This is a genomic window from Leifsonia sp. NPDC058292, assembly GCF_042880955.1.
Taxonomy (GTDB): Bacteria; Actinomycetota; Actinomycetes; order Actinomycetales; family Microbacteriaceae; genus Leifsonia.
Genome location: NZ_JBHVYL010000002.1, coordinates 93,131 through 109,166, shown reverse-complemented (window position 1 = coordinate 109,166; position 16,036 = coordinate 93,131). Strand labels below are relative to the sequence as shown.

Below are 16,036 nucleotides of genomic sequence, written 5' to 3'. Positions count from 1 at the left end.
CTAGAGGTCGACGGTCTTGTTCTCGCCGATGTCGGGCTGTTTGCCCGTCACGGCGGCGCGCGCGACCTTGAAGGCGGTCACGACGCCCGGCTCGTGCGACGCCCAGAACTCGGCCGAGTCGGCGTGCACCAGCAGGAGGGCGACGCTCGGGTCGTCTTTGCCGTCGGGGAACCACGGCTCCACCAGAGGAGACCACAGCTCGTCCACCTTCTCGCGGTCGTGCACCAGCTCGGCCGTACCCGCGATCGAGAGGTAGCCCTTGCCGGTGTCGTAGGAGACGTTCACGCTCGGGTGGGCCAGGATGTCGTCGACCTTCGGGCTCGGGTCTTGCGTGAAGAACCACAGGTCGCCGTCGAACTCCGCCTTCTGCGTTGCGAGCGGGCGGGAATGCAGGTGCCCGGCGGCCGTCTGCGTGGTGAGGAGGGCGACCTTCGACGCCGCGATCAGGTCGGCGATCGTCTTCAGGTCTTCGGTGTTCGCGTTCTGGGTGTCGTCAGTCATGGCCGTCACGGTACGCCCGGGTGCGCCGAGGGGCGAGTGGTTGCGAGCTGCCGCATCCCTGCGCCCGCAAGAACTCGCCCCTCGCGGCTGGGAGTGTCGCGCCGCTAGATTGAGCGCATGAAGACCGTGCGCTCCGCAGTTCTCGTTCTGGCGATCGCCGCGGCGGCCGCCCTCACCGGATGCTCGTCCGGCACCCCGGCCGACTCGCCGACGCCCACGGCGACCTCCACCGCGACCGCCGATTCGCAGGCGTCCCCGTTCGTGGGCGCGTGGGGAGAAGACACCGCAGGCAAGCCGTCGCTGACCATCGCCCCCGACGGCGGCTTCAACGGCACCGACGGCTGCAACGCCATGGTCGGCGAGGGAAAGATCAACGGCGACACGTTCGTGTTCGGCCCCTTCGCCTCGACACTCGTCGCCTGCCCCGGCATCACCGTCTGGCTCAACCTCGCCAACAAGGCCACCGTCTCCGGCGACACCCTCACCGTGTTCCGCACCGACGGCACGAAGATCGGCACGCTCGACCGCCGCTGACCCGCCGAGCACTCGTGCCGAAAGTGCGGCTGGAGTGCGGCTGACCGCACTTTTCGCACGAAGAGACGCGCGCGGGAGGCGGGTCAGGAGTCGATGATGCGCACGAGCTCGTCGATGAAGGCGGCGAAGCCGTCTGTTCTCCGGATGAGCTGGAGCACGGCCTCGCGGTCGGAGAACACTTCCACGAACTGATCGAACACCGTCTGGAAGGCGCCTCGCCCGGCGGCGTCGAACGCGATGAAGGCGATCACGTTGACGCGAGCATCCCCCCAGTCCATGGCCGTGTCGTTGACCACGATCGCGATGGCCGTGCGGTTGGCGCTCATGGCCATCGCGTGCGGCACGGCGAGCGAGTCGGTGAACGCCGTAGAAGACATGTGCTCGCGTTCGATGGTGCGGTCGACGTACTCCTGGTCGATCGCTCCGGCCGCGATCATCCTGTCGCCGAGAGCCTGGATCATCGACACGGGGTCGCGGGCGTAGAAGTTGCGGAGGAACAGCGACTCGTCGAAGTATTCGAGCAGGTCGTTCTTGATGCGGGCACGACGGCGCTGACGGCGGATGCGCGCGATCGCCGCCCGGGTGCGTTCGATGTCCGACTCGGTGAGGAACGGCTGCACGATCACGGCGTTGTCGCGGCGTCCCCTCGGCTCGATCGTCGTGAGCACGAGGTCGGCGTCGATCGCATCCCAGTCGGCGTCGGTCGAGGTGATCACGCTGGTGACGTCGAGCTCGTCGCCGAGCGCGCTCTCGAGCCGGTCGCGCAGCAGGATGTGCATGTCGTAGTAGTTCGGGCAGACGACCGCGCAGGTCACCGCATCCTGCCGCCGGGACTGCTGCTCGAGGTAGGCGCCGACGTGCATGGCGATGTAGGCGATCTCGTCGTCGTTGACGACGATGTGCTCCGCGGTTTGCAGGCGGCTGGCGATGAAGACGGCCAACTCGTAGATCAGCGGATACGAGCTCTTGATCGACCGGGTGAGCGGATTGCGAGAGAACGAGTTCTCGTGGGCGCGGGCCACCAGGTTCTGCACGTGCAGGGTCAACCGCACGATGAAGTCCTCATCGCGCAGATCGACGAGATACTCGGCGGATGCGCGGGCGACAATCCCGCGCACGACGTCCAGATCTTCCTCGCTCACGAACTCCGACACGGGGTCGGCTCCGGCGCCCGGGGCGATCACGCGGGTTCGCAGCAGGATGGCGAGGTAGCGCAGTTCGGTCGGGTCGAGTGTCACATCGAAGTGCTGGGTGACGAGCGTGCCGAGATCGTCGGCGAGCCGGCGGATCGTCTCGCTGGCCTCCGGGTCGGCGGCTGCGGGCAGCACGCGGTTCTTCGCAACCCGGTCGAGCGCGACGGCCATGTGCAGCAGCACGTCGTTGATGCCGTACTCGTTCACGAAGAAGCCGCGGGCGTCGAGCATGTCGACAAGGTCTGACTTGAACGCCGCGAGCCCCTGAGATGAGAAGGCCTCCTGGATGCGCGCCAGATCGACCACGCCCTGGCGCATCTCGTCGCGGAAGAGCCGGCTGAGCAGTTTGCGACGGGCGATCTCCGGCCCGCTCAGCTGCACCCGACCGCCGTGCCGCTCGAGGGAGAGCTCGGTGTCGGCGAGGAGGCCGCGCATCCGGGTCAGGTCGGATTCGACGGTGGAGTCGCTGACATGCAGGCTGTCGGCGGTCTCGTAGACGTCGATGCCGTCGGGCTCGTCGAGCAGCCGGCGCACGAGGTGGGTGAGGCGCTCCTGGGGTGAGGCGACCGGGCCCGACCCGTCTGCCCCGGCGAGGTAGGCGGCGTACGCGTCGCGGTCGACGCGGTAGCCGTTCGGCCCCGACTCGATCAGTTCGAGCGGCGCGGCGGCCTCCTTCAGCTCGGCGGCGTATGTGCGGATGCTGCGGGTGGTGACGCCGAGGTCGTGCGCCAGCTCGGTGGCGGTCGTCCAGCCGTCGCGGCGCGACAGGATGTCGAGCATCGTCGCCTGCTTCGCCGGGAGCGCCACCGTGACCACATACCTTTCCGCGCGCCGAGCGCGTGACTGCCATGAGTCAACCACTTTCCCGCGCGCTGATCAGGGTCTTCGGTCGTTTCTTCCTGGGGTGAGGAAGAAACGCTGCTGGAGGTGCAGCGGCCGCCGGGGTGAGCATGGCACTGATCCACTCGTCCCATCAGCTCCACAGCACGTCTCGAAAGGCAAGATCGATGAAGATCCTCGTCGTGTGCGGTGCCGGCGCGTCCAGCACGTTCGTCGCGCTGAAGGTGCGGAAAGCCGCTGCAGAGCGTGGCGTCGCCGTGGAGGTTCGGGCGGGCAGCGCCGATCAGTTGGAGGCCTTCGGCGATCTCGACGTCGTGCTCGTCGGTGCGCACCTGGCCGCGAGCGTGGACGAGCTCAGGGCGCGTGCCCGGGCTCTGGGAGCATCCGTCGCGGTTCTTCCGGCGGTCTCACCCGCCGCGCTCGACGGCGATGAGGCGCTCGACCTGGCACTCGACACCCGGGCGGCGGCACTATGAGAGCATCCATTGCCTTTTCACGCCACCTCGAAGGAGACCACCATGGCTGAGCGGACCATCCGAGTCGGATCGACCCACGGGCTGCACGCCCGACCCGCCAAACTCTTCGTGCAGGCGGTCGCCGAGTCGGGCGCCCCTGTCACGATCGCCAAGAACTCGGGCAAGGCTGTGAACGCGGGCAGCATCCTCGGCGTCATCTCGCTGGGCATCGACCACGGCGACTACGTCACGCTGAACACGGAGGCCGACAACGCCGACGCGGTGCTCGACGATCTGGCCGAGATCCTCTCGACGGACCACGACGCCTGATCATGACCGATCTCGAGACTCAGACATTCACCGGCGCCGGCATCGGACAGGGCGTGGCCCTCGGACCGGTGCTCAGGATGGCCGCCCCCCTTCCCGAACCCGCCGACGAACCGAGCGCCCGCACCCCTGACGACGAGCGTGCCCGGGTCGCCGCCGCCGTGAAGACGGTCGCCGACGACCTGCGGGCTCGCGCCGCCAAGGTGAGCGGAACGGCCGCCGACGTGCTCGAAGCCCAGTCGATGATGGCGGAGGACTCCTCTCTGTTCGACGACGTCTCCGCCCGCATCGACTCGGGCAAGACCGCGGAGCGCGCCGTGTTCGAGGGCTTCGCGGTCTTCCGCGACATGCTCATCGGCCTCGGCGGCTACATGGGGGAGCGGGCCACCGACCTCGATGACGTCGCCCAGCGCGTGATCGCCGCCCTGAGCGGGAGGCCGGCGCCGGGTGTCCCCGAGTCCGACGTGCCGTTCGTGCTCGTCGCGCACGACCTCGCCCCGGCCGACACCGCTCTGCTCGACCTGACCAAGGTGCTCGGACTCGTCACCCGCGAGGGCGGCCCGACATCCCACACCGCGATCCTCGCTCGCGAGAAGGCGATCGTTGCGGTCGTCGGCGTGGCCGGGGCCGACACGATCGCCGACGGCGACGACGTGATCGTCGACGCGGCGGTCGGCACCGTGACCGTGAACCCGGATGCGGCATCCCGCGCCGACACCGCTCGCCGCATCGAGGAGCGGGCGTCGGCGCTGTCGGGCAGCCTCGACCCTGGAGCGCTCGCCGACGGCACCCCCGTTCCCCTGCTCGCCAACCTCGGCGCGACCGACGGATCGCAGAAGGCCCTGGATGCCGGAGCCGAGGGCGTCGGACTGTTCCGCACCGAGTTCCTCTTCCTCGACCAGCGCATGGCGCCGACGGTCGAGCAGCAGCGGGAGCAGTACAAGCGGCTGCTGAGCGACTTTCCGGGGCGCAAGGTCGTCGTGCGGGTGCTGGATGCGGGCGCCGACAAGCCGCTCGAGTTCCTGAACGACGCGCACGAGGACAACCCGGCGCTCGGTCTCCGCGGGCTTCGCTCGCTGCGCGCGAACGAAGACCTGCTTCGCGAGCAGCTCACCGCGCTCGCCGAAGCCGATGCAGTCACCGACGCCGACCTCTGGGTGATGGCGCCGATGGTGTCCACCGTCGAGGAGACCCGGTACTTCGTGAACCTGGCCACCGAGCTCGGCCTGAAGACGGTCGGAGTGATGGTGGAGGTGCCGTCGGCCGCGCTGCTGGCCGACCGCATCCTCGAGCACGCCGCTTTCGCCTCCATCGGCACGAACGACCTGACCCAGTACACGCTCGCGGCCGATCGCCTGCTCGGCTCGGTCGCCTCGTTCCAGGACCCGTGGCATCCGGCCGTCCTGCGCCTGATCGGCGAGGTCGGCACTGCGGGCGCGGCAGCGGGCAAGCCCGTCGGCATCTGCGGCGAGGCGGCGGCCGACCCGCTGCTCGCCGTCGTGCTCGTCGGCCTCGGCGCGACCACCCTGTCGATGTCGCCGTCGGCGATCGCCGACGTGCGTCTCTCGCTCAAGAACTTCAGTCTCGACCAGGCCAAGCGCCTGGCCCAGACAGCTCTGGCCGCCGATGGCGCGGCCGAAGCCCGTGACGCGGTGCGAGCCGCCGTCGCGGGGCATCCCGCTCCCTAACACCACCACAGAAACGAGGCCCCACAATGACAACGGCGTCTGAGACCACGACACGCAAGCCGGTCGGCGCGCGCGTTCGCGTACAGAGGTTCGGCACGTTCCTTTCCAACATGGTCATGCCGAACATCCCGGCGTTCATCGCGTGGGGCATCATCACGGCACTCTTCATTCCCGAAGGACCTTTCCCCAACAAGGCGATCGGCGGGCTCGTCACCCCCATGATCACCTACCTGCTGCCGCTACTGCTGGCAAATACCGGAGGCAGGATCGTCTACGGCACCCGAGGCGGTGTCGTGGGAACGATCGCCGCGATGGGTGTGATCGTCGGTACGGACATCCCGATGTTCATCGGCGCCATGATCATGGGCCCGCTCGGCGGCTACCTGATGAAGGTAGTCGACCGAATCTGGGAGGGGAAGATCAAGGCGGGCTTCGAGATGCTAGTCAACAACTTCTCGGCCGGCATCCTCGGGTTCATCCTGGCGATCGGCGCGTTCTTCGGGATAGCCCCGCTCGTCAAAGGACTGACGAACCTCATGGTGAGTGGTGTCGACTGGCTGGTCTCAGCCCACATCCTGCCCTTGGTCAGCATTCTGGTGGAGCCGGCGAAGGTGCTGTTCCTCAACAACGCGATCAATCATGGGGTCTTCACGCCGATCGGAACGATCGAGGCGCAGGAGGCAGGCAAATCCATCCTTTTCCTCATCGAGACGAACCCCGGCCCCGGCGCGGGCATCCTCCTGGCCTGGGCGGTCTTCGGTCTGGGCGCGGCGCGGGCGAGCGCTCCGGGCGCCTTCATCATCCAGTTCTTCGGCGGCATCCACGAGATCTACTTCCCGTTCGTGCTGATGAAGCCGATCCTCATCATCGGAGCGATCCTGGGTGGCATGACGGGCGTCGCGGTCAACGTCGCGTTCCAGACGGGGCTTCGAGCGCCGGCGGCTCCCGGATCGGTCTTCGCCATCTTCGCCCAAGCGCCGGTTCCGAACATGGTGGGCATCGCGGTGTCGATCGTCGCGGCGGCCGCGGTCTCCTTCACGTTCAGCGCGATCGTTCTCCGGTCGACGCGCAAACGCGACCTCGCGGCAGGGAACGCCGGCGACATGTCGGCCGCCGTCGCGCAGACCGAGTCGAACAAGGGCAAGTCGTCGTCGGTGCTCGGCGGGCTGGTCTCCGAGGGCGAGCACGACACCGGTGACGCGCAGGGCGATGCCACTGACCGGCTGGTGCGCAACATCGTGTTCGCGTGCGACGCCGGCATGGGCTCGAGCGCGATGGGCGCATCCGTGCTGCGCAACAAGATGAAGAAGGCGGGTGTCGATGGCGTGACGGTCACCAACCAGGCCATCAGCAATCTCGACGGGACGGCCGACCTCGTGATCACGCAGCAGCAGCTCACCGACCGCGCCAAAGGTCAGTCGCCTGCCTCGGTGCACGTCTCGGTCGACAACTTCATGAACAGCCCCAAATACGACGAGGTCGTCGAACTCGTCAAGAACCAGCAGGCGACAGCGCCGACGGAGGATGCGAACAAATGACAGACACGATTCTCGACCGCGCGAACGTGGTGGCGCTGGGCAGCGCCACCACCCGCGACGAGGCGATCCGTGAAGCGGGTCGACTGCTCGTGGCCGCGGGTGCCGTCGAGCCGGCCTACATCGACTCGATGGGTGACCGCGAGCGCACCGTCTCCACGTTCATGGGCAACGGGCTCGCGATCCCGCACGGCACCAACGAGGCGAAAGACGAGATCAAGCGCTCTGCCCTGTCGTTCATCCGCTACGGATCGCCCATCGACTGGGACGGCGAGGAGGTGCGGTTCGTCGTCGGCATCGCGGGAGTGAACAACGAGCACCTCGAGATCCTCTCGAAGATCGCCATCATCTTCTCGGAGGAGGACGACGTGCAGAAGCTCATCGAGGCTCCGGATGCGGACGCACTGTTCGCCCTGCTGGGGGACGTGAACGAATGAAGGCCGTCCACTTCGGCGCCGGCAACATCGGCCGCGGCTTCGTGGGTCTCCTGCTGAACGAGGCCGGCTACGAGGTGGTCTTCGCCGACGTCAACGGAGAGCTGATCGACACTCTCGCCGCGGCCGACTCGTACACGGTGCACGAAGTGGGCGAGATCTCCACCGATCGCGTCGTGCGCGGCTTCCGTGCCATCAACAGCGCGACGGATGCGGATGCATTGGTCGCCGAGATCGCCACCGCCGACGTGGTGACCACGGCGGTCGGCCCCCGCATCCTGAAGTTCGTCGCCCCCGCGATCGCCGCGGGACTCGCAGCGCGTTCGACCGACGCGGCGCCGCTCGCCGTCATGGCTTGCGAGAACGCGATCGGCGCGACCGACCTTCTTGCCCTCGAAGTGCTCACGTCGCTGCCCGAGGAGAGTCGCGACGAGATCGCCGAGCGCGCCGTCTTCGCGAACACGGCCGTCGACCGCATCGTGCCCGCCCAAGCGGCCGACGCCGGCGTCGACGTGACCGTCGAGACGTTCTACGAGTGGGTCGTCGAGCGCACGGCGTTCGCGGGCGCGGAGCCGAGCATCCCCGGCGCCACCTTCGTCGACGACCTCGCGCCGTACATCGAGCGCAAGCTGTTCACCGTGAACACGGGTCATGCGACCATCGCCTACGCCGGGTTCCTGGCGGGAGCGCGCACGATCAGCGAGGCCATCGCGATCCCCGAGGTGCGAGCGGCCGCCGAGGCCGCCTTGCAGGAGACGTCGGCCGCTCTCGTCGCGAAGCACGGTCTCGAACCGGCCGAGCTGGAGGCGTATCGGGCGAAGATCCTCGGTCGGTTCGCGAACCCGTACCTGGTCGACGAGGTGACCCGCGTGGGCCGTGAGCCGCTCCGCAAGCTCAGCCGCAACGACCGGTTCATCGGCCCTGCCGCCGATTTCGCGAGTTCGGGCGCTGTGCCAGTCGCCCTCCTGTCGGCCATCGGCAACGCTCTGCGCTTCGACTTCTCCGAAGACAGCCAGAGCGTCGAACTGCAACGGCTGCTGCGCGAGGCCGAGCCGGAGGACATCGTCACCGAGGTCACGGCAGTGACGCCCGGCGAGCCCCTCTACGATCCGCTCGTGGCGACCGTGCGCGACGTGCAGAGCTCCCTCCCCGCCCGCTGACCTCCCGTCGCCCACCCGCCGGGCGAGACTCAGCGCGCGGTGTTGGGCAGCAGCGGCGCGGCGGCGTCGAGAGACCAGGCGAGCACCGAAGGCCATTCGCCGTAACCGGCGGTGCGTTCGAGGTGCCCGCCGCCGGCAATCACCGTCACCGGGATGCCGAGCGGCTCGCCGAAGGCGGTCGCGGCGCCTTCGGGGCAGTACGGGTCGTCATCCGAGGCCGCGATCGTGGTCGGCGCACCGGATGCGCTGAGCTCGAGAGCCGCGAACGCCGCGATCTCGGGGATTCCGGCCACGACCGCCGGGGCCGGAGGCGCCACGAGCAGCACCCGCTCGACCGCCTCGTCCGCCGTGCGGGGCCGCGCGCCGAGCCAGAGCAGGCAGGCCAGGCTGTGCGCGAGCACCACGACGCGGCGCCCGTCGGCGGCCGCAGCCTCCAGCGCCTGGGCGAGGGCATCGCGCCAGGCCTCGACCGACGGCTGGGCGGCATCCGGCAATTGCGGGTAGTCCACTCGCCGTCCCCGCCCCCGCAGCGCCACCGCGAGCTCGTGCTGCCAGTGCCCGGCGGGCCGGAAGTTGTCCCAGCCGTGCAGAATGAGGAATGCGGTCTCGGTCACCGCGCCAGCCTAGAGGTCACACGCCCGATCGCAGGGCGCGGCCGGGCGTCCGGTCGGTGCGGCGCGAATCAGCGAGCACGGGTACGCCTCCGACGAACACCCAGGGGATGCCGTCGGCTTGGCGCCGCGGTTCGGCGAACGTCGCGCGGTCGGCGACGCCGGCGGGATCGAAGAGCACGAGATCGGCGATGTATCCGGCCGTGAGCCGCCCGCGATCGGTGAGCCCGAGTCGGGCCGCGGGTCTCGCCGAGAGGTGCACGATCGCATCCTCGAGCCCGAGCACCCCCTCGTCGCGCACGTAGTGGCCGAGGTAGCGCGGAAACGTCCCCCAGGAGCGCGGGTGGGGTTTGTCGCCGACGAGGATGCCGTCGCTGCCGCCCGTGTGACGGGGGTGCCGCATCATCGTGCGCACGTTCTCCTCGTCCCCGACGTGCTGCAGGATGCTCGTCCCCAGCCGATCGGCGACCAGCAGCCCGAAGTACGCCTCCGCGGGGGAGGCGCCGTCCCGGGCGGCCAGCGAGCGGATCGTGTGACCGACGGCCGAGGAGTGCTGCGCGTCGCGCACGCCGGCGATCTCGATGGTCGCCCAGTCCACCGGCACGCCGTGGCAGCCGTCACTGCCCGTGACCTCGAGTTCGTGCGCGGCCCGGATGCGCACAGCCGGGTCGCGCAGGCGCTCGATGGTCGCGCCGGGCCCGCCCACGGCGGCCCAGCTGGGCAGCAGGGCCGAGAGCGTCGTCGCCCCGGCGAGGTAGGGGTACGTGTCGAGGGTGATGTCGACACCGTCGGCGATGCCCCGGTCGATCAGGTCGACGAGCTCGCCGGCTCGCCCGCGGTTGACGTCGAAGTTCATGGTGGCGTGGGTCAGGTGGAGGGCGCAGCCCGAGCTCGCGGCCACCTCGACCATCTCGGCGTACGCGGCGAGCGCGCCCGCGCCGTAGGAGCGCTGGTGGGGCGCGAAGTAGCCGCCGTGCCGGGCGACGACCTCGCAGAGAGCGACCAGCTCGTCGGTGCTCGCGAACATCCCGGGCACGTACGTGAGGCCGGAGGAGAGCCCGAATGCGCCGTCGCGCATCCCGTCGGCCACGAGCTCCCGCATCCGGGCGAGCTCCGAGGGCGTGGCGGCGCGGTCGTCGGAGCCGACGACGGCCATCCGCACCGAACCCTGGGGAATCAGGTAGGCGACGTTCGTCGCCGTGCCGCGCCGGTCGATCGCGTCGAGGTAGTCCGCGACGGTGCGCCACGAGTAGTCGACGGTGTCGGGAACGCCGTTCCAGCCGGCGAGCTGGTCGCGCAGCATCGCCATCGTCGTGGGGGTGCTGGGCGCGTAGGAGAGCCCATCCTGTCCGAGCACCTCCGTGGTGACTCCCTGCGACACTTTCGCCAGGTGGTCGCGGTCGGTGAGCACCGCGAGGTCGGAGTGGGCGTGCATGTCGATGAAGCCGGGGGCGACGGCGAGTCCGTCGGCGTCGAGGATGCGCGTGCCCGCGGGCGCGTCGAGCCGCGCTCCGACCTCGGCGATGCGGTCGCCGACCACTAGCACGTCGCCCGTGTATCCGGGCTCGCCCGAGCCGTCGAGCACCACGGCCCCCCGGATGAGCGTGCGGCCGTCGTGGTCGGTCACGCCGTCAGCGCCCCCAGCGCAGCCGCGGTGAACTCCCGTGCGCGCTCCGTGATACCCGTCCAGTCGCCCGCCTCGATGGTCGCCGCGCTCACGACGCTGGAGCCGGCCGTCACCGCGAGGGCGCCGGCGCGCATCCAGTCGGCCGCGTTGCCGGCGTGCAGCCCGCCGGACGGCACGAAGAGCGTGTCGGGAAAGGGGCCGCGCAGGTCTTTCAGGTACCCGGCGCCGACCACGGTCGAGGGGAAGATCTTCACCGCGGCCGCGCCGCACTCGACCGCGCGCATGACCTCCGACGGGGTGAGGGCGCCGAGCAGGAAGGGCACGCCGGCGTCGCGCGCGACGGCAGCGACGCCCTCGTGCAGCCCAGGCGTCACCAGAAAGCGTGCCCCCGCGGCGATGGCCGCCTCGGCTTTGGCGACATCGGTGACCGTTCCCGCCCCCACGAGCGGAGCCGCCGGGTCGCCCGCATCGACGGCGGCCACGGATGCCGCGATGACCTCCTCGACCCCCGGCGTCGTGAACGTGTATTCGACGGCCCGGATGCCCCCGGCGGCCAGCGCGCGGCAGAGCGCCGCCGGATCGTCTATGCGGGGCGCACGCACCACGGCGATGGCGCGATCGGCGGTCAGTACGTCGATCAGCATCTGTCTCCTCGGGGCCGTCAGTGTCTCGGGGGCGGTGGTCTTGGTCAGCCGAATGCCGTCTCGGCCAGACCGATCACGCACGGGCGGTCGGAGTCGACGTCGTCGACCACCGCGAGCGCCCGCCACTTGTCGAACGTGGTGCACGGATGCGAGAGGCCGAACCGCAGCACGTCGCCGATCTCGATCGTCGCGCCCGGCGGCACCGAGACGAAGCTGTGCTGGTCGCTCATCCTGGTGACAGACGCTCCCGCGAACGGCACCGTCGTCTCCGAACCGAATCTGCGGATGGCTTGTGGGATGGGCAGACCCTCGTCGTACGGGAAGTCGCGTTTGCCCGCATCGACGATGGCGAGCCCGGGCTCCGGGCGGGACACGACCGTTGCCCAGCCGTGGATCGCCGAGCGGAACGCACCGCCGCCGACTCGACCCAACGGGGTGATGCTCTGATAGAAGCCGTCATCGTGGGTGATGTACGCCCCCGATCGCAGTAGAACGTCGACGACCCGGCCGTTCGCGCCCGCGAGGTCACGTCGGGGTGCGAGCACCTCCGAAACGACATCGAAGTACGCGCTGCCCCCGGCCGACAGGATGACCGGGGAGCCTTGCGGATAGAGGCCGGCCGCCTCGATGGCGTCGTGCACGTCGAGGAGCCGCCGCAGATAGTCGCGCACCGTGCCGAGTGCTGCCGCGTCGCCGCCGTGGGCGAGCACGCCCTCGTATCCCGCCACCCCCGTGAGACGGAGGGAGGGGGAGGCGGCGACCGCGCGGGCGACGGCGAGCGCCTCGTCGCGCGTGCGAACCCCGGTGCGGCCGCCGGCGCCGCCCACGTCGATGAGGACGCCGAGGCGAGCGTGGTCGGCCGTCAGCTCTCCGAGCACCGTGTGCATGATCTCGACCGCTCGCTCCGAATCCGCCCACACCAGCACCTCGCTTGTGGGCTGGGCGACGAGGGCGACGTATCGCAGCGCATCCGGCTGCACCAGCGCGTTCGCCAGCATGATGCGCGGGATGCCCCAGCCGACGGCCACGGAGAGCTGCCAGGGCGTCGCCACGGTGATGCCCCAAGCGCCCGCTGCGAGCTGGCGCTCCCAGAGTTCACGGTTCATGGTGGTCTTGCCGTGGGGCGCGAGTCCGACTCCGGCGCTCTCACACCAAGCGCTCATCGTGTCGAGGTTGTTCTGCACGGCCGACTCGCTGAGGGTCACGAGCGGTGTGGGAAACGAGTGGAGCGGCGGCCGGCGCACCGGGAGGCTCTCCACGTCTGCCGGGGTGGCGTTCAGCGGCATCGCCTTGAACGAGTCCACGGCGGCTCCTTCCTCCGGCATCTCACGATGCGGCACGGTGTCGTTGCGTCACGCGCAACGCGCGTTGCAGCAAGCGGTCTCTCTGTTCTACCATGCAGGGGGATGGCGGCGAAACCCGGCAAGACGACCGGGCGGAGGAGATCGAGGCAGCAGTGCAGCAGCGCAAGACCGCGGTCACCACGATCGGAGAAGCGATGGTCGTGCTGTTCCCCGACGGCGGACAGCCCCTCGCCGACGCCACCACGTTCGGTTCCGACACCGGAGGCGCGGAGTTCAACGTCGCCACGTCCGTGGCCCGCATGGGGGTGCCGACCGCCTGGATCTCGCGGCTCGGCGACGACGGCTTCGGGGAGCGCATCCGCCGCGCCGCCGCCGACGCCGGGCTCGACACGTCTGCCGTGGAGATCGACGCCGAGCGGCCGACCGGGCTGTACGTCAAGGAGGCGAAGGGCGGCCCCGACGGGCTCTCGACCCGGATGCACTACTACCGCCGCGACTCGGCGGCCTCCGCGATCGGCCCAGACCTGTTCGCCACGCCGGCGGCAGCCGCGGCCCTGCGCGACTCGCGCATCGTTCACACCTCGGGCATCACCCCCGCGCTCTCGCCGAGCAGCGCGGCCGCCGTCTCGGGTCTGCGCTCAGCGGTCGGCGCCGAGACCATCGTCAGCGTCGACCTCAACTACCGCCCGCAGCTCTGGCAGGGACGCACGGCCGAAGCACTCACGGCGCTCGTGTCGCAAGCGGATCTGCTGTTCGCCGGCCTCGACGAGGCCGAGACGCATTTCGGGCACAGCGACACCGAGAGGCTCTTCGCCGAGAATCCGGCACTGTCGACACTCGTGCTGAAAGACGACGTGCGGCGGGCGACCAGCGTGACGAGAGACGGCGAGACCACCCACGTGCCATGCCTGACCGTCGAGGTCGTCGAACCCGTCGGGGCCGGGGATGCGTTCGCCGCAGGCTACCTGGCCGCGCTCGCCGAGGGGCGCGACGAGGTCGCCTGCCTGCGGCTGGGGCATGCCGTCGCCGCGCTGACGCTCATCGTCGCCGGCGACCGCCCCGCGGCGGTGCCGACCGCCGCCGAACGCGGCCGCATCGCCTCGGCGGCCGACGACGAGTGGGCGGGGTGGCGCGTGCATCCCGGTGACATCCCGTGGCGGACCGCGTGAGCCAGTCTCTTTCGCGCGCGCTCGACTTGCTCGACTTCGTCTCGCGCGGGGTCGACTCGCTCGACGCGCTCGCCGAACGCGCCGGGGTGCACAAGACCACGGTGTTGCGGCTGTTGCAGACGCTCGAGTCGCACGGTTTCGTCACGCGGGATGCGGCCTTCCGCTACCACGTCGGCTCGGCCGTGTTCTCGCTCGCGCAGTCGGCCCTGGAGGGGCGGGATGTGCGCCGCGTCGCCTCCCCGACCCTGCAGGCGCTGGGTGCGAGCACCGGGCAGACCGTGCACCTCGCCACCTACGAATCGGGAACGGTCACCTACATCGACAAGGTCGAGTCGCGCCAGCCGCTCCGGATGTACTCCCGCGTCGGCCTCCCAGCGGCGTTGCACGCGACGGCCGTCGGCAAGGTGCTCCTCGGCGGCCTCGACGACGCCGTGCTGCGCCGCATCGCCGACGGCATCGATTACGAGCGCTTCACCGACGGAACGATCGGCACCGCCGACGACCTCATCGCCGAGGTGCGCCTCTCCGTCTCGCGCGGGTGGGCGCAAGACCACGAGGAGCACGAGACGTTCATGAACTGCGTCGGCGCTCCCGTCTTCGGAGCGGACGGCAAGGTCGCCGCCGCCGTCTCGATCTCCGTGCCGAACGTCGTGCTTCCCTACGCCGACGTGCTCGCCCTGCTTCCCGTGCTGCACGAGGCCACGACCACCATCTCGGCCGAGCTGGGCTTCACCGGCTCCGCCCCGTTCATCCCGCCCGCACCCCTTCGAAAGGACACCCATGGCTGACCGCACCGCCATCCGCACCAGCGACGCCCCCGCCCCCGCGCACACCTTCTCGCAGGGGGTGCGCCGCGGCCCGTTCGTGCAGGTCTCCGGCCAGGGCCCCGTCGACCCCGCCAGCGGCGACTACGTCTTCGCGGGTGACGTCGCGGCTCAGACCACGCGCACGCTGCAGAACGTCGAAGCGATCCTCGCCGCGGCCGGAGCCACGTTCGACGACGTCATGATGCTGCGCGTCTACCTCACCAAGCGCGAAGACTTCGGCACGATGAACGACGCCTACGGGGCGTTCGTTTCCTCCCGCGTCACGTCGGGAGTGCTGCCCGCCCGCACCACCGTGTTCACAGGGCTGCCCCGCGAGGAGATGCTGGTCGAGATCGACGCGCTCGCGGTCACGGACTAGCTCTGCCATCCGAGAGGATGGAGGGGTGACGGATGCGGCGAAGGCGATTCTGGAGGCACGCGGTGTGGGGTTCGTGCGCGGTGGGCGCACCATCCTCGACGACATCGACCTGGTCGTGCGGCCAGGGGAGCACTGGGCGCTGATCGGAGCGAACGGCGCAGGCAAGAGCACCATCCTCAGCATGCTCGGCGCGGTCGTGCATCCGTCGCGCGGCACCGTGGAGGTGTTGGGGCGCCGGCTCGGGCGCGTCGACCTGCGCGAGCTCCGCGGGCTCATCGGCCACGTGAACCCCAGGCACCAGGTGCGCTCGCCGTTGACCGTGCGCGAGGTCGTGCTCACCGGTGTGACGGGCACGACCGAGCTCATGATGCGGTGGGAGCCCACGCCCGAAGAGTCTGCGCGGGCCGAGCAGCTGATCGACCTCCTCGAGATGCGCGACCTCGCCGACTCGACCTGGCCCACCCTCTCCCAGGGCGAGCGGGGGCGCACCCTGATCGCGCGGGCACTCCAACCCGATCCGCATCTCCTCCTGCTCGACGAGCCGAGCACCGGCCTCGACATCGCCGCACGCGAGCACCTGCTCGACCGCATCGACGGCCTGCGGATCGAACATCCCGATCTGGCGAGCGTGCTCGTCACGCACCATCTCGAAGAGCTGCCGGCGAGCACGACCCACGCCCTGCTGTTGCGCGACGGCCGCATCGTGGCCCAGGGGCTCGCCGACGATGTGCTCACGAGCGAGCTCATCAGCGAGACGCTGAACTACCCGCTGACCATCACACGCACCGACGGTCGCTGGGCGGTGCGCACAGCCAGACGGTGACGCCCA

17 protein-coding genes are annotated in these 16,036 nt (G+C 70.0%); 11 read left to right on the top strand and 6 right to left on the bottom strand.

Annotation, left to right across the window (positions count from 1 at the left end; all coding sequences use genetic code 11):
- Entirely contained in the window at window positions 1-501 is a 501-nt protein-coding gene (locus tag ACFVWR_RS02545; protein ID WP_387207659.1) for a pyridoxamine 5'-phosphate oxidase family protein, read from the bottom strand.
- A 117-nt stretch (window positions 502-618) separates the two neighbouring features.
- On the opposite strand from ACFVWR_RS02545, the gene ACFVWR_RS02540 reads away from it, so the two are divergent.
- Complete coding sequence (locus ACFVWR_RS02540; RefSeq protein WP_387207657.1) at window positions 619-1,035, top strand: META domain-containing protein; 417 nt, start codon at window positions 619-621, stop codon at window positions 1,033-1,035.
- 83 nt (window positions 1,036-1,118) lie between these two features.
- Here the strand turns inward: ACFVWR_RS02540 and ACFVWR_RS02535 are convergent, their stop codons facing one another.
- Window positions 1,119-3,035, bottom strand: a complete 1,917-nt coding sequence (locus ACFVWR_RS02535) for a BglG family transcription antiterminator (protein ID WP_387207655.1) — start codon at window positions 3,033-3,035, stop codon at window positions 1,119-1,121.
- A gap of 200 nt (window positions 3,036-3,235) precedes the next feature.
- Here ACFVWR_RS02535 and ACFVWR_RS02530 point away from each other — a divergent pair, with 200 nt between their 5' ends.
- Genes ACFVWR_RS02530 through ACFVWR_RS02505 form a run of 6 tightly spaced genes read left to right on the top strand, consistent with a single transcriptional unit; the run spans window position 3,236 to window position 8,667 of the window.
- Window positions 3,236-3,544: a PTS sugar transporter subunit IIB gene (locus ACFVWR_RS02530; protein ID WP_387207653.1), complete on the top strand. Its 309-nt coding sequence runs from the start codon at window positions 3,236-3,238 to the stop codon at window positions 3,542-3,544.
- Window positions 3,545-3,586: 42 nt separating this feature from the next.
- Window positions 3,587-3,853 (top strand): HPr family phosphocarrier protein, encoded by a 267-nt coding sequence (locus ACFVWR_RS02525; protein ID WP_387207651.1) that lies wholly within the window; start codon window positions 3,587-3,589, stop codon window positions 3,851-3,853.
- Between the two features lie 2 nt (window positions 3,854-3,855).
- Entirely contained in the window at window positions 3,856-5,538 is a 1,683-nt protein-coding gene (gene ptsP / locus ACFVWR_RS02520; protein WP_387207649.1) for a phosphoenolpyruvate--protein phosphotransferase, read from the top strand.
- 26 nt (window positions 5,539-5,564) lie between these two features.
- Window positions 5,565-7,076 carry a PTS mannitol transporter subunit IICB gene (locus tag ACFVWR_RS02515; protein WP_387207647.1) on the top strand — a complete coding sequence of 504 codons (1,512 nt, stop codon included), beginning with the start codon at window positions 5,565-5,567 and terminating at the stop codon, window positions 7,074-7,076.
- Window positions 7,073-7,510, top strand: a complete 438-nt coding sequence (locus tag ACFVWR_RS02510) for a PTS sugar transporter subunit IIA (RefSeq protein WP_387207645.1) — start codon at window positions 7,073-7,075, stop codon at window positions 7,508-7,510. The genes ACFVWR_RS02515 and ACFVWR_RS02510 overlap by 4 nt, the downstream gene beginning before the upstream one ends.
- Complete coding sequence (locus tag ACFVWR_RS02505; protein ID WP_387207643.1) at window positions 7,507-8,667, top strand: mannitol-1-phosphate 5-dehydrogenase; 1,161 nt, start codon at window positions 7,507-7,509, stop codon at window positions 8,665-8,667. Before ACFVWR_RS02510 ends, ACFVWR_RS02505 begins: the two co-directional genes overlap by 4 nt.
- 29 nt (window positions 8,668-8,696) lie before the next feature.
- On the opposite strand, the gene ACFVWR_RS02500 is transcribed toward ACFVWR_RS02505, so the two are convergent.
- The 4 genes from ACFVWR_RS02500 to ACFVWR_RS02485 are packed head-to-tail and all read right to left on the bottom strand — an operon-like array spanning window position 8,697 to window position 12,853.
- Window positions 8,697-9,281, bottom strand: coding sequence for an RBBP9/YdeN family alpha/beta hydrolase (locus ACFVWR_RS02500; protein ID WP_387207641.1), 585 nt, complete (start codon window positions 9,279-9,281; stop codon window positions 8,697-8,699).
- A 16-nt stretch (window positions 9,282-9,297) separates the two neighbouring features.
- Window positions 9,298-10,905 carry an amidohydrolase family protein gene (locus ACFVWR_RS02495; RefSeq protein ID WP_387207639.1) on the bottom strand — a complete coding sequence of 536 codons (1,608 nt, stop codon included), beginning with the start codon at window positions 10,903-10,905 and terminating at the stop codon, window positions 9,298-9,300.
- Window positions 10,902-11,549 carry a bifunctional 4-hydroxy-2-oxoglutarate aldolase/2-dehydro-3-deoxy-phosphogluconate aldolase gene (locus ACFVWR_RS02490; protein WP_387207637.1) on the bottom strand — a complete coding sequence of 216 codons (648 nt, stop codon included), beginning with the start codon at window positions 11,547-11,549 and terminating at the stop codon, window positions 10,902-10,904. Before ACFVWR_RS02490 ends, ACFVWR_RS02495 begins: the two co-directional genes overlap by 4 nt.
- A gap of 44 nt (window positions 11,550-11,593) precedes the next feature.
- Window positions 11,594-12,853 carry an alanine racemase gene (locus tag ACFVWR_RS02485; RefSeq protein ID WP_387207635.1) on the bottom strand — a complete coding sequence of 420 codons (1,260 nt, stop codon included), beginning with the start codon at window positions 12,851-12,853 and terminating at the stop codon, window positions 11,594-11,596.
- A 92-nt stretch (window positions 12,854-12,945) separates the two neighbouring features.
- Between ACFVWR_RS02485 and ACFVWR_RS02480 the strand changes: the two genes are divergently transcribed.
- From ACFVWR_RS02480 to ACFVWR_RS02465, 4 genes are read left to right on the top strand one after another with little or no spacing between them, the layout of a single operon-like run.
- Window positions 12,946-14,022: a sugar kinase gene (locus ACFVWR_RS02480; protein WP_387207633.1), complete on the top strand. Its 1,077-nt coding sequence runs from the start codon at window positions 12,946-12,948 to the stop codon at window positions 14,020-14,022.
- Complete coding sequence (locus ACFVWR_RS02475) at window positions 14,019-14,810, top strand: IclR family transcriptional regulator (protein ID WP_387207631.1); 792 nt, start codon at window positions 14,019-14,021, stop codon at window positions 14,808-14,810. Before ACFVWR_RS02480 ends, ACFVWR_RS02475 begins: the two co-directional genes overlap by 4 nt.
- On the top strand, window positions 14,803-15,207 hold the full coding sequence (locus ACFVWR_RS02470; RefSeq protein WP_387207627.1) for a RidA family protein: 405 nt from the start codon (window positions 14,803-14,805) through the stop codon (window positions 15,205-15,207). Before ACFVWR_RS02475 ends, ACFVWR_RS02470 begins: the two co-directional genes overlap by 8 nt.
- 25 nt (window positions 15,208-15,232) lie before the next feature.
- On the top strand, window positions 15,233-16,030 hold the full coding sequence (locus ACFVWR_RS02465) for an ABC transporter ATP-binding protein (RefSeq protein WP_387207625.1): 798 nt from the start codon (window positions 15,233-15,235) through the stop codon (window positions 16,028-16,030).
- Window positions 16,031-16,036: the final 6 nt, after the last annotated feature.